This is a genomic window from Collinsella sp. SGI.178, from assembly GCF_050313495.1.
Taxonomy (GTDB): domain Bacteria; phylum Actinomycetota; class Coriobacteriia; order Coriobacteriales; family Coriobacteriaceae; genus Collinsella.
In genome coordinates, this window is the sequence record NZ_JBNPLM010000033.1 from 1 (window position 1) to 13,944 (window position 13,944).

General features: G+C 53.0%; 11 protein-coding genes. 10 read left to right on the forward strand and 1 reads right to left on the reverse strand.

Annotated features, from left to right (window positions below; genetic code table 11):
• Nucleotides 1–795 (reverse strand): IS21 family transposase (gene istA / locus ACQRAQ_RS08180; protein WP_427794499.1); only part of this gene is annotated, 795 nt, incomplete at its 3' end.
• 58 nt (nucleotides 796–853) lie between these two features.
• Between istA and ACQRAQ_RS08185 the strand changes: the two genes are divergently transcribed.
• The 10 genes from ACQRAQ_RS08185 to ACQRAQ_RS08230 all read left to right on the forward strand — a co-directional run bounded on the left by ACQRAQ_RS08185 (nucleotide 854) and on the right by ACQRAQ_RS08230 (nucleotide 13,888).
• Complete coding sequence (locus tag ACQRAQ_RS08185) at nucleotides 854–1,567, forward strand: IS3 family transposase (protein WP_427794508.1); 714 nt, start codon at nucleotides 854–856, stop codon at nucleotides 1,565–1,567.
• Nucleotides 1,568–1,894: 327 nt separating this feature from the next.
• Nucleotides 1,895–2,587, forward strand: a complete 693-nt coding sequence (locus tag ACQRAQ_RS08190) for a glycosyltransferase family 2 protein (protein WP_427794500.1) — start codon at nucleotides 1,895–1,897, stop codon at nucleotides 2,585–2,587.
• Nucleotides 2,588–2,592: 5 nt separating this feature from the next.
• Complete coding sequence (locus tag ACQRAQ_RS08195) at nucleotides 2,593–2,934, forward strand: DUF2304 domain-containing protein (protein ID WP_427794501.1); 342 nt, start codon at nucleotides 2,593–2,595, stop codon at nucleotides 2,932–2,934.
• Between the two features lie 162 nt (nucleotides 2,935–3,096).
• Nucleotides 3,097–5,130, forward strand: a complete 2,034-nt coding sequence (locus ACQRAQ_RS08200; protein ID WP_427794502.1) for a DUF2142 domain-containing protein — start codon at nucleotides 3,097–3,099, stop codon at nucleotides 5,128–5,130.
• A 1-nt stretch (nucleotide 5,131) separates the two neighbouring features.
• Entirely contained in the window at nucleotides 5,132–7,513 is a 2,382-nt protein-coding gene (locus ACQRAQ_RS08205) for a glycosyltransferase family 2 protein (RefSeq protein ID WP_427794503.1), read from the forward strand.
• Between the two features lie 9 nt (nucleotides 7,514–7,522).
• Nucleotides 7,523–9,088 carry a hypothetical protein gene (locus tag ACQRAQ_RS08210; RefSeq protein ID WP_427794504.1) on the forward strand — a complete coding sequence of 522 codons (1,566 nt, stop codon included), beginning with the start codon at nucleotides 7,523–7,525 and terminating at the stop codon, nucleotides 9,086–9,088.
• The gene (locus ACQRAQ_RS08215; RefSeq protein ID WP_427794505.1) at nucleotides 9,088–10,119 is read left to right on the forward strand and encodes a polysaccharide pyruvyl transferase family protein; all 1,032 of its coding nucleotides are present in this window, start codon (nucleotides 9,088–9,090) and stop codon (nucleotides 10,117–10,119) included. Before ACQRAQ_RS08210 ends, ACQRAQ_RS08215 begins: the two co-directional genes overlap by 1 nt.
• 258 nt (nucleotides 10,120–10,377) lie before the next feature.
• Nucleotides 10,378–11,277, forward strand: a complete 900-nt coding sequence (gene rfbA, locus ACQRAQ_RS08220) for a glucose-1-phosphate thymidylyltransferase RfbA (RefSeq protein WP_427794509.1) — start codon at nucleotides 10,378–10,380, stop codon at nucleotides 11,275–11,277.
• A gap of 19 nt (nucleotides 11,278–11,296) precedes the next feature.
• The gene (gene rfbB / locus ACQRAQ_RS08225; RefSeq protein ID WP_427794506.1) at nucleotides 11,297–12,319 is read left to right on the forward strand and encodes a dTDP-glucose 4,6-dehydratase; all 1,023 of its coding nucleotides are present in this window, start codon (nucleotides 11,297–11,299) and stop codon (nucleotides 12,317–12,319) included.
• Between the two features lie 114 nt (nucleotides 12,320–12,433).
• On the forward strand, nucleotides 12,434–13,888 hold the full coding sequence (locus ACQRAQ_RS08230; RefSeq protein WP_427794507.1) for a sugar nucleotide-binding protein: 1,455 nt from the start codon (nucleotides 12,434–12,436) through the stop codon (nucleotides 13,886–13,888).
• Nucleotides 13,889–13,944: the final 56 nt, after the last annotated feature.

Sequence of the window (13,944 nt, forward strand, 5' to 3'; positions counted from 1 at the left end):
ACTGCGGTTGAAGGCGCCGGCGTCCCACAGCTGGGGGACGGGGACGAAGAGGTTGCGGCGCACGCAGCCCACCTTGTTCTCGACGCTGCCCTTCTCGTTGCCCGAGCGGGGGTTGCAGAACCTGAAGCGGAAGCCGTAGTGGGCGCTGCAGGCGGCGAACAGCTCGGTCGTCCGGACCCCGCCGCCGACGCGGCGGCCGACGCCGGTCGCGTTGTCGAAGACGATCTTGGTCGGCACGCCGCCGACGTGCTCGAAGACGTTGCGCAGGGCCTGGCAGACGCACTCCGACGTCTCGCCCGGGAAGACCTGGGCCAGCCCGACGTTGGAGTACGGGAACGTCATCACGAAGAAGCTCAGCGTGGTCCGCATCCCCCTCACGTAGAAGTCGGCCTCGCCGAAGTCGGCCTGCGCCTCGCCGGGGCCCCAGACGAGGTCGAGGTACTGGGCGTCGGCCGCCTCCGCCGAGCGGCGGGCCCTAATCTCCCTGACGCACCGCTCCACGGTGCTGACGGAGACGTCGGCGCCGCACTCGGAGACGAGCCTGTCGTGGACGCGCTTTGCGGTATGGCGCTGCTTGCGTCCGCTGCGCATGTCGTCGTCGAGCCAGGACTCGATCAGGGGCCTGTACGGGTCGAGCTTTGAGCCCTGCGCCCGCCTCGCGGGCGGCTTGGGGCTGAAGTCGTCCATGTCGCGGTACTTGTAGACGGTGTCCCGGCTCACGCCGGTCTTGCGCGCGATCTCGGCGACGCTGTCCCCCTGCCGCCACAGCAGGCGTATAGAATTCTTATCGGTCATGCTGATCATTTCCTCTCCGGGCCTCCTTTGGTAGATACGAAGCACCACCAAGATAGCCCTGCGATCTGGTCAGCATGCCCCTTGCGGGAAGTGTCGACTTTATGCTGCCGTTTTTGTCGATTTAGATGTTACGGAATACAGGCGCCGGGTCTGCCGCATCATGGGGGAGAACGGCCCGGTCGGCGCATACGGCGGGAAGAGGTCCAGGGTGCGCCCCGGGGCGGCCGACGAGGCCGACGCGCCGAACGCCGTCGCGCGCGGCTTCGGCGGCAGGGCGCCGCGCACCCATATATGCAGCGACCCGACCTGCGTGCGCGCCGGGGCCCCGTGGAACTGCGTCTGCCTGCTCGTCGACCCCTGCAACAGGGAGATCGTCGGCCACTCCGCCGGGCCCGGGAAGGACGCCCGGCTGGTCAAGTCGGCGTTCGCGACGCTCTCCTTCCCCATCTCGGACATCGAGGTCTTCCACACGGACCGCGGCAGCGAGTTCGACGACGACGAGATCGACCTGATGCTCGAGGCCTTCGGCATTGAGAGGTCGCTGTCGGCCAAGGGCTGCCCCTACGACAACGCCGTCGACGAGTCGACCAACAGGATACTGAAGGCCGAGCTCGTCCACCGCGAGACGTTCGGCACGACGCGCGAGCTCCGGGCCAAGCTCTCGGACTACGTGCACTGGTACAACAACTTCAGGATCCACTCGACGCTGGGTTACATGTCTCCGGTCGAGTTCAGGGAGGCGGGGCTGTCCCTCCCGGAATCATCCAAATAGGTGTTGCCAATCCACAAACCTGTGCGACGCTACCTCGGCGCTCGCTGCCGAGGGCGACCTGCCCAGCCCCCCTCGCGATCTCCCTGCATGAAGCCCCGCGCTTCAGCTTCCTCTGGACCGTGTCCCGAATGCGCCTCGCGAGCCTTCCGTAGACCCTCGGGGTATCGGGTTCCCACATTCATCCGCACATGTGCGGATGAATGTGGGAGGTGTTCGGATAAAGTTGATAATCAAGGCTTGAATTTTTAGGCTAATCGAGCAAATGCTATTTTTAACGATTTGCGTATCACTCGTTATAATAATAGAAAAACTAGAGAACGGTTATCTGTGTTTGTGACTCCAAAAACCCTTATTGCTATTCCTGCTTATAACGAGGAAGAATGTATAGAACGGACAGTGTCTGAACTTAGACAAACTGTGCCTGAGTTTGATTTTATTGTTATTAATGATGGATCTCGGGACCGTACATTAGCCATCTGCAAGGAACTTGGTTGTGACATTATAGATTTGCCTATTAATTGCGGTCTGACCGTCGGGTTTCAGACGGCTGCTCGTTATGCGGTCGATCATGGCTATGACTATATGGTTCAGTTTGATGCTGACGGTCAGCATCGTCCTGAGTATATAAGAGCCCTTGTTGACAAGGCTCAATCTGATGGATCGGATATTGTTATCGGTTCGAGGTTCGTCACCGTGCGCAAGGATAAATCGCTTCGCATGATCGGGTCGCGCATGATTACAGTGCTAGTTAAGATTTTGACTGGTAAGAGGATTAGCGATCCTACGTCTGGATTTAGGCTGTTCGGTCGAGAAATTCTCATGAAATATTATTATGACAATACTTTAAATCCGGAACCTGAGTCACTTGCGCTCTTTTTGAAGCAAGGCTATTCCATTTCTGAGGTACAGGTGAAGATGCGCGAACGTCAAGGTGGCGAGAGTTATCTTAATCCCGTTAGATCTGCGCAGTATATGGTCCGTGTTTTCGTTACCCTTCTTTTCGTCCAGTGGTTAAGGTGATTGGCTTGTCGATCTCTCTTCGTGTTTTATTGCTTGTTTGTGCTGTGTTGGTTTTTGTTTTTGTAGTGCGTAAATTAAAAAAATCTCAAATGCAAGCTCTGGACTCATTGTTTTGGTTGTTATTTAGCGTCAGCTTTGTGATCTTAGGAGTTTTTCCGCAGGTTGCGATGTGGCTATCGAGTATTTTTGGCTTCATGTCGGCTTCCAACTTTGTATTTCTATATGTGATAGCAGTCCTGGTGGTTCGTGATTTCTGTAACTCGGTGCGTCTCTCCAAACAGGAGGAGCGTTTGAACTCTCTCGTACAGGCTTTAGCGTTAAGTGGGAAGAAAGATAATTTGATTTAAGTCTTGCGTTGATTCTCGAATCAATATGGCGTAAGTGCCCCTGTTTTATTGACGTTCAGTTTTGGCGAATCGCGTTTGGTGTATGTGGTTGTCATATGGACGACCGAGGTGAGCCTTCGACAATTCTCCCTGCTTAATTTGGACTTAAGGTGGGTTAGTTTCATGTTGTATCCGTCTTTCAATCAATCAAAGAAATTCAAATTAATTTCTGTTGCGCTTCTTGTTCTTCTTGAGCTCTTTTGTATGAAACATTTTTCGGGCAATCATTCCATTTCGCAGTTGTTTGTATTAGTGCTTTATTGTGCCGTAGCTGATATTTTCATATGGCTTTCTTATCGTGCTTTTTTTTGTTCAGACAACGCAAGCAAGATTGACAACCCTTCTGGTCGTTTCGCCCAATTGGCAATCTTGGTGTTTGCGGCATTCGTTCTCGCTGTAGTGCTGGAGGGCTGTACCGTTCTCGGATCGCCAGCTTCTCATTTTTCGAATATCGCCGATTGGAATATAAAGAGGACGCTTTTCTTCTTCCTCATCGCTTACGCTGTGATTTTTTATTTATTTCAAAGCGGCTCTTCTCCGAGGGCATTGTTGCATTCAGCTGTGGCAAGGGCCAAGGATGCTGACTGCGTTCCCCTAATTGTCAGTGTTTTCTTCCTTGTCTTGGGATGCTCTACGGTTGCATACGTGTCCGGCTTCATAGATGCTGATGTTTATTTCCTGCTGGTTATCACTGCTTCGGTTTGCACAGCTTGTTCAAGCATTTGGAAGCGAATCTCTGCTCTTCCGGTTGCATTTTTTGTCACGGCATTTTCTATAGGCGTTTTCCTCGTGATGAGCACCCCGATAACAACTGGGCTTTCATGGGATGACCAAATTCATTATTCCAATGCCCTTTCGACGTCATATTTATTGGAAACTCAGAATACTGACACTGATATTGATTTTTCTGACGAGGCGGTCCTTCGTGCACAGGGCTATGACGTGCCCTCTATTGCGCGGTTTGAACGAATGGAAATGCTTGAGCATGCTAAGAAGCTGAACGGTTCATATAGGTCCAATATTGAACACGGCAATGTCCAAGTTGATAAGCATGAGGAATGTATTTTTACACTCAATAGGATTGGATATATTCCATCCGCAATTGGTCTATGGCTTGGTCGTCTTTTACATTTTGAGTTCTCCTCAATGGTCCAATTTGCTCGAATTTGTAATTTGTTTAGTTACTGCCTTGCAATCTCTGTTGCCATCAGGGTTGCACCTTCAAAAAAAGGACTATTTGCTTTCGCGGGAATGCTGCCTACTTCGTTGTTCCTTGCATCATGCTTCTCATATGATGCATGGCTTATTTCGTTTACTATGCTCGGATTCGCTTATTTCCTCAAATTTGCTTGGGGTGATTTAGAGGACTGTTCTATCCATAATCTGGTTGCGGCCTTTGGTTTTACTTTTGTGGGACTTGCCGTTAAAGCAATCTATTTCCCAATCGTCGGTCTTTTCTTTATGGTTCCGCGTAATCGCTTTACGAGTTCGAAGCAACGTACCCATTACTATGTTGCCGTGTTTATTTTGGGTTTGATTGCTTTTGCTTCCTTTGCGCTTCCTTTTTTGTTTTCAACTGCCAGTGGATCTAATGTCGGCGATATGCGAGGTGGCTCCGATGTCAACTCTGGTCAGCAAATTGCCTTCATTCTTGCTGATCCGTTGCGCTATCTAAAAATTCTCGGTAATTTCTTTGTAAGTTATTATTTAAATCCAATAACCTCTTCCGGCTACGCACTGAATTTTGCATATCTTGGTTCACTTGCTGCTCAGCTTCCAGTAAACGCTATTCGTAGCTTGGTTCAGGTACTTCCGGCTGCTTGCCTCTTGGTGTTTGGGTTTTTGTCGAGCGATTCGGTTAGCGTTAAGCATGTTGGCATCGCTCAGTTTTTGTGGGCCTCATTTATATTCTTATTTTCGGTTGCTTTGGTCGCTACAGCACTTTATGTATCGTTTACCCCCGTTGGATTGGGGACAGTTAATGGTTGCCAGAGTCGTTACCTTTTGCCACTTCTGGTTCCGTGCCTATCGTTTATCCTTAACCAAAGTCGCTTGGTCTTTGGGGACAGCAAACGATTCATATTGATATGCCTCGTATTCCCGTTTACTTTGGCTACGATTTGCGAGTTTGTTTTAGTTGTTGGAAAGTGTTGCTGATATGGGCATAGTTTTTAATACCGAATTTAACAATAAGCTAAATTGCCGTGGCGACGGCAAGCTATATCTACTGTATGAAGCCGCATCCATTTTTCCTGATGCTGTTGAGTCGCAATCACCTAATGGGCAAATTCTGCCCGCAAGAATCATTCCTATTTCAGAGACTGAATTTGTTGCTGTTCTTGCCGATTTTGGTGTCGACCAATCGCTGTCTTTCTTTAGCGGAGATAATGTAATTTACCAGCGCCGCATCAATCCTGGCAAGTTTTCGATTGAGTCGAAAGTTAACGGCTTGCTGCGCGCGGAGCATTGTGGACAATTTCGCAATATTGACCGTTCTGGCATGCATGCGCTCGCTTCTGTCCAAATTGAGAGCTTTATTCCCTGCGTTGATGGCGTAATCGTCAGAGGTGTTCTTTCGGGTACTGATTACCTTGAGGGTGATCGTATTGTCGCTTTTAATGAAGAAGCCTGCGTTGTTGGGGAATCTTTGTTATTTAATAAATTAATAGCCGATGCGAATCCTGGTCTAATAAATTTCTCTCTTCATATTCCTGAGGTCGGGGATAGCCTGTGCATTTGCATACACAGGGCTTCTGGTCATCTAGATACGTTTATCAATCTAAAGAAAGATATGCTTAAAGAGCTTTTGGATGAGGCTGATCGGAATCATGCGTGTGCATTCGATCAACCCTGTTATTTGTCCTGGTTTTCTGGGCGCAGATTGACTGGATCCGATTCGCGGGCACAAGCACAAATAAGACTTGCATACCAGCCCTTGTTTTCAATCATCGTTCCTCTATATAAGACTCCCTTGAATTTCTTCAGGGATATGGCTGATTCTGTGATTGCTCAGACGTATTCGAATTGGGAACTCATCCTGGTTAACTCTACGCCAGATTACGATGGACTTAGCGACTTGGTTTCCGAGTACGTGACTGCAGACTCTAGAATTAAAGTGACTGATCTTGAGGGCAATCTAGGTATCACTGAGAACACCAATGTCGGAATCAAGATGGCCAAGGGAGACTACCTTTGCTTTTTCGATCATGATGATGTTCTCGAACCGAATATCTTGTTTGAGTATGCACACGCTCTAAATCAAAATTCGGATATTAATCTTCTCTACTGTGATGAAGATAAGCTATTGCCTGATGGGTCCTTGGCTCATCCTACTTTTAAGCCGGATTTTAGTCTTGATATGGCTCGAGACAATAATTATATTTGCCACCTTCTTACTATTAAGAGGGCATGTTTAGACAGAATTGACCTTTCTAACAGCGAGTTGGATGGCGCCCAGGACCATGCCATGGTGCTGAAGATTGCCGAACTTGGTGGGACGATCCATCACGTTCCTAAAATCTTGTATCACTGGAGAATAAGCGAGAATTCGACTGCGGGTAATTCCGATAGTAAACCCTATGCAACCCTCGCTGGAATAAAAGCTGTTCAGGAGCACCTTGATAGATGCGGTATCAAGGCGACTGTGGTCAATTCTCATAATCGTGCTTTTCGTTATAGCCCCATTTATGATGTTCCTTCATCTGAGTCCTGTTCATTAATCGTTACCACCCGCGGCAATTCTTCGGTTCTTTCGACTCTTGTATCTTCAATCAATGACACCGATTTTGATGATCTTGAAGTCGTTTTCGTGTGCTCGCAGGAAGCGGAAGCTGCTGTTCAGCAATCGTGCTCTGGACTTCGTTGTCGCTATATCATTCACGCGCTTGATGACCCGTTTAATATATCTGCATGGAGAAATGCCGGTGCTCTCGCCGCGCGTGGCGAGCAACTCGTCTTTATTCATGACGATATTCAGGCACTAGACTCCTCGTGGCTAAAGACTCTCGTCGGTTTTTCTCAACGAGAGGATGTTGGCGTCGTTGGAACAATGACGTGCGATCTTGACGGCATTGTGCAGCAGGCAGGCCTGTCTTATGTTGGAGAATCAATCGTCAACCTGTCGCAAGGCATTCATCGCTCTTCTCCTGGCTATATCTATATGCCATTGACCGTAAGGGATGTATCGGCGGTGAGTGGTGTCTGTTTAGCTATTTCACGGGAACATTTTAATCGTCTGGGTGGTTTTGACGAGTCGTATCTTCTTGACTATTCGGATGTTGATATTTGCTTTAAGTCTTCTCAAGCTGGGTTGAAAGTGATCTATACACCAGAGGCATGTCTCTACCATTTGGCATATGTCGACAAATCCCTTGATAGTAAATCTCGCTCTCATAAGCATTTTGAGGATAAGGCGCGATTGCTGCATAACTGGTCCGAGCGATTCTCTGAGGGGGATCCATGGTTCTCCGTTAACTTTTCTCGAGATCCCAAGCGCGCAGCGTTATATAAGTTCGATCCTTTTGACTACGAAGCGATTTGAGTGCTTTAAATGAAACAAATTGCCTGGATAATATCTCCGCCGGCAAAGGGTTCTGGCGGCTTTCGAACCATCTGCAGCAAGGCTTCCTTTCTAGATTCTCGCGGATATGAGAACTACTTTTACATTATGCCGGGCTGTGAAGCATACAAAAGTGCTCATAGAGTTCAGGCCGAAATAAAGGATTGGTTTGATTATTCGCCTAAAGAAGTTCTTGTGGCACCGAGTGTGCCCGAGGATTATTTTGCAGTAATCGCCACCGCTTGGAATACGGCGCACTTTGCATCTATGCAGAAGTGCGCCCATAAGTTCTACTTCATTCAGGATTTTGAACCTTGGTTCTATCCGATGGGGGAGATGTATCTAAATGCCGAAGCAAGTTATCGTTATGAACTAAACCCCATAACGATAGGCAGATGGCTTTCTAAAAAAGTTGAACCCTATTATTCGCATGAAGTCCCATATTGTGATTTTGGCGTTAGCGATATATATACTGCGCAGGAACAAAATCTAAGCAGAGAGTATGCCGTCTGTGCTATTTATCAATCCAATAAGGATCGACGTTTGTCTGGCATGTTGCTTGATGCAATTAAATTGCTTCTCAAGCTCGACGATGCAGTTGTCGTATATTTATACGGCGAAGACGCAATGCCTCCCATTCATGATCCACGTGTACGCAGCCTCGGCATCTTGACTGCTGATGAATGCGCTTCGCTTTATGCCAAGTGTGTTGCCGGCGTATCGTTGAGCGTGACTAATCCCTCTCGCCTGCCTTTCGAAATGCTTGCATCGAAGCTCTCGGTAATTGAAATAAACCGTGAGAATAACCTGCTCGACTTTCCGGAGGGCACCCTCCACCTCGCTGAGCCCTCTGCCTGTGGCATTGCTTCTTCTATTCTTGAGGCTCTTTCAGGCTTAAAATGCGATTCGCCTAATCGATTTAGCAGTACGTCGATTGAGCGTGAAAATGAAATGTTCTTCGAGGCCTTTACGCGTTATCTGAATGAAGGGCCATCCTTGGCTAGCGGGAAGTCCGCCTTCGGGAATGTGCAAAAAACTGAAGAACAAAGTAAGGTCGTCTTGCTCAGCGATCGTCTTGCTGATGCTCGATTGCTATCGTCTGCCATGTCTCAAACGCTCATCCAAGCTTCTTCTGTTGATTTGACTGTGCGTTTTGAGTCGTCTTTGATGCCTGTGGATGTTCGCGCAGCTGTTTGGCGCGCCCTTGATCAGTCTGATATTCGCTGGATTAGTCTTGAATCTAGGGACGGCCATTTTGCGGGGCATGTTCCGCTGTTTTTAAATGATGATGAAGAGGCCTATCTTCGCATTCATATATACTCTTTTGCGGAAGACGGCAAAAATCCGCTTTGCGTCGCCGAGCTAAGCCAACTTGTCTGTCTTTCGCCTTCTCGCAACGCTCATCCTGTTGTTCGTTCGGTTGAAAGTGGCGCATGCAGCGTGTCTGCCGTTTTTAACCTATCTGATGAATATTGTGAACCGTGTCAGCCTTCTGCATCGACGGGCGTTGATGGCGGTCACGTTGCTCTACTCAAACGTATATTTTGGAGAAAATAATGGCGCGCTTTAACCAATGGACTCAGCTACTTAAAGCCTCTGCGACATCGCGCAGGCACGATGAAAAATCCGATGGTGTTAAGCAAGAACGCTATCTCCTTTTGGATACGGCTATGGGAAGCGAGAACTCTGGTGACCATGTAATCATGGATGCTTGCGGCTGTATCGCGGACCAAATCTTTGGCGGTCAGTTGCCTCATGTGGCAACGCACTATTATTCCAAAGAGCTTGAAATGTATCCTGAACACGTAAAGCTGTTGTGTGGCACCAATATTCTGTATACGCATATGGCTGATCAGCAGCAATGGGCGCTTGCCAAGCGGTTGGGCAATAATAGAAATGTCGTTTTATTCGGCGTGGGCATGTCTGACATTGGGGTGGACGATGCTATCGACACCTATACAAAGAAGTTCTATAAAACCTTGCTATCCGATGAATATCTTCACAGTGTTCGAGATGAAATGACTAAGAAGAGGCTTAACTCGATTGGCATAGAGAATGTTCTTAATACCGCATGTCCGACCATGTGGTCGTTAACCCCATCTAAGCAACTCGAGATTTCCTCTAAGCGTTCTAAAAACGTTGTTACGTCAATTACCGATTATTGTTTCGATGCGGAACGTGACCGTAAGATGCTGGAATTGCTGTCGTCGGAATACGAAAAGGTAACGATTTGGGTTCAAGGAAGCCATGATGTCGATTGGTGCCTTGACCAAATAGTCGATCTGAAGCTATTTAATGTTATAGGCCCCAATATCGAAGACCTTAATCGTGTAATTGAAACCGAGGAGTTTGATTATGTGGGGACGCGCCTTCATGCGGGCATCCGCTGTTTAAATGGAGGACATCGCTCTCTAATTATTGCAATTGATAATCGAGCCCGCCAGATCGGTGAAGATACGGGACTTCCCGTTCTTGAACGCGAGGACGGCTATCTCCATAAATTAGCTGATTGGGTAAACCATCCCGTTAAAACGGAGATTGATCTTCCCTGGACTAGCATCGATAAATGGAAGACTCAATTTAATTAACCATATTCCCGGGGCATTGCGTTTCTTATGGTTCAACGTGTGGGTCCCATGACTTTTCTCTAGTAGTTTGGCCTATATGACTACAGGGAATATCGCAGTGCTCCTCACATCCGTTGTGTCGTCTCTACGGGTTGTTCTCCTGTTGTTGTCCATCAATTGCTTCTTTCGTTAATATTGATATGGCCTGGCGAAATAAGATTTAAAAGTCTTATTTATTGCTCGAATTATTTCTATTTCGATTGCGGAGGACAGTTCATTATGAAAGGCATTATCCTCGCCGGCGGGTCCGGCACCCGCCTGTACCCGCTCACGCTCGTGACCTCCAAGCAGCTGCTGCCGGTCTACGACAAGCCCATGATCTACTACCCGCTCAGCACCCTCATGCTGGCGGGAATCCGGGACATCCTGGTCATCTCCACACCGACGGACCTCCCCAACTTCGAGCGCCTGCTCGGGGACGGCTCGCGCTACGGCGTGAACCTGTCCTACGCCGAGCAGCCGAGCCCCGACGGCCTGGCCCAGGCCTTCACGATCGGCGAGGACTTCATCGCCGGCGAGCCGTGCGCGCTCGTGCTCGGCGACAACATCTTCTACGGCAACGGCCTGTCGCGCCACCTGACGCGCGCCGTCCAGAACGCCGAGTCGGGCCGCGCCACGGTCTTCGGCTACCACGTGGACGACCCCGAGCGCTTCGGCGTCGTGGAGTTCGATGCGCAGGGCAGGGCCGTCTCCATCGAGGAGAAGCCCGCGGAGCCGAAGAGCTCCTACGCCGTCACCGGTCTGTACTTCTACCCGGGCGACGTGGCCGCCAAGGCCCACAAGGTTCAGCCTTCCGCCCGCGGGGAGCTGGAGATCACCACGCTCAACCAGATGTACCTGGAGGAGGGGACGCTGTCCGTCGTCACCCTGGGCCGCGGATACGCGTGGCTGGACACCGGCACCATGGAGAGCCTGCACGAGGCCGCGGAGTTCGTCCGCGCCGTGGAGCACTCCCAGGACCTGCCCGTGTCCGTCCCCGAGGAGATCGCCTGGGAGAACGGCTGGATCACGACCGCGGAGCTGGAGGAGGCCGCGAAGGCCTACGGCAAGTCGGTCTACGGTCAGCACCTGAAGAAGGTCGCCGCCGGCGAGATCGTCAACAGCCCACGCGAGTACTAGGAACTGAGGAGACATACATATGGCAGAGGAGACCTTCTCCCCCAAGAACATCATCGTAACGGGCGGCTGCGGCTTCATCGGCAGCAACTTCGTGCACTACGTCGTGAACAACCACCCGGGCGTCCACGTGACCGTCCTGGATAAGCTGACCTACGCCGGCAACCCCGAGAACATCGCCGGGCTGCCCGCGTACCGCGTGGAGCTCGTCGTGGGCGACATCTGCGACGCCGGGCTGCTGGACAGGCTTGTGCCGGGCCACGACGCGATCGTGCACTACGCCGCCGAGAGCCACAACGACAACTCCATCGCCGACCCGGAGCCCTTCCTGCGCACCAACGTCGAGGGCACCTTCCGCCTGCTGGAGGCCGTCCGCAAGTACGGCGTCCGCTACCACCACGTGTCCACCGACGAGGTCTATGGCGACCTGGCGCTCGACGACCCCGCCAAGTTCACCGAGGAGACGCCGTATCACCCGTCCTCGCCGTACTCGAGCACCAAGGCCAGCTCCGACATGCTGGTCCGCGCCTGGACCCGCACCTACGGCCTGCGCACCACGATCTCCAACTGCTCCAACAACTACGGCCCCTACCAGCACGTGGAGAAGTTCATCCCGCGCCAGATCACCAACATCATCGACGGCGTTCGCCCCAAGCTCTACGGCCGCGGCGAGAACGTCCGCGACTGGATCCACACCGAGGACCACTCCTCGGCCGTCTGGGACATCCTGACCAAGGGCCGCATGGGGGAGACCTACCTCATCGGCGCAAATGGCGAGAAGAACAACATCACCGTCCTGCGCATGATCCTGGAGGCGATGGGAAAGGACCCCGAGGACTTCGACTGGGTCGCCGACCGCCCCGGCCACGACCGCCGCTACGCCATCGACAGCACGAAGCTCCAGCGCGAGCTCGGCTGGAGGCCGGCCCACACCGATTTCGCCGAGGGGCTCAAGCAGACGATCGACTGGTACGTGGCCAACGAGTCCTGGTGGCGCCCGGCCAAGGAGGCCACCGAGGCCAGGTACAGGGCCCAGGGGCAGTAGGCCGCCCGCGCGCCCTTACGGGGCGTCCCGGGCGGACCGCAGGGCATGGGGATGATCCTGCGGCCCGCCCGGGGCGCCCGCAACCACCGTATCGTCGATAGGAGCTTTTCCCACATGGCAGACATCGCATTCGAGAAGGACCTCTCCGTCACGGAGACCGGCATCGGGGGCCTCAAGGTCGTCGACCTCGCCGTCCACGGCGACTCGCGCGGCTGGTTCAAGGAAAACTGGCAGCGCGCCAAGATGACCGCCCTGGGCATCCCCGACCTCAAGGTCGTCCAGAACAACATCTCCTACAACGACAGCCGCGGCGTCACCCGCGGCATCCACGCCGAGCCCTGGGACAAGTTCATCTCCGTCGCCCGCGGCTCGGTCTTCGGCGCCTGGGTGGACCTGCGCGAGGGCAGCGCCACCTTCGGCAAGGTGTTCACGACCGTTCTGGATCCCAGCAAGGCCATCTACGTCCCTCGCGGCGTGGGCAACTCCTTCCAGGCCCTGGAGGACGGCACCGCCTACACCTACCTGGTGGACGCCCACTGGTCCCTCGAGCTGAAGAAGACCTACACCTTCGTGAACCTCGCCGACCCCGAGCTCGCCATCGAGTGGCCGATCCCGCTCGATGAGGCCACCGTATCCGAGGCCGACCTCAACCACCCGTACCTTAAGGACGTCGTCCCCATGGCGCCGAAGCGCACCCTCGTCACCGGCTGCAACGGCCAGCTGGGCCGTGCGGTCCGCGCGCTGGCCGAGGAGCGCGGCGTCGCCAAGGACTTCGACTTCTGCGACATCGACACCTTCGACATGTCCGACCCGGACGCCTATTCGCAATACGACTGGTCGCTCTACGGCACCGTGATCAACTGCGGGGCCTACACCGCGGTGGACAGGGCCGAGACTCCCGAGGGCCGCGCTACCGCTTGGAAGGCCAACGCGACGGGCCCCGCCCTTCTCGCCCGCACCTGCGCCGGGCACGGGATCACCCTGGTCCACGTGTCCAGCGACTACGTCTTCGACGGCACCGCCGAGGTCCACACCGAGGGGGAGCCTCTCAGCCCGCTGTCCGTCTACGGCCAGACCAAGGCCGCCGGCGACATCGCCGTGGCCGGGTGCCCGCGCCACTACATCATGCGTAGCTCCTGGGTGATCGGCGAGGGGCACAACTTCGTCAAGACCATGAAGGGGCTGTCCGACCGCGTCGCCGACCCCGAGGACGGGCTCACGCAGGTCACAGTCGTGGACGACCAGCTGGGACGCCTGACCTTCACGCGCGACATGGCCGAGGCCATCTTCCACGTGCTGGGCTCGCACGCCCCCTACGGCACCTATAACTGCACCGGCTCCGGCGCCGTCAAGTCCTGGGCCGACATCGCCCGCGCCGTCTTCGAGGTAGCCAACGGCAACGGCGACAGGGTCGTGCCGGTTTCGACCGACGACTACTACGCCGGCGCCGAGGGCCCCGTAGCCCCGCGCCCGGTCCACTCCGCGCTCGACCTGTCCAAGCTCGAGTCGGTCGGCTTCCACATGCCCGACTGGGAGGAGGAGCTGGGGGAGTACCTCAAGACGCTCTAGTCTCTATTTAATCTGCGAGAGCAAAAGCCGCCGCTTGTTAACGGCGGCTTTTCTTG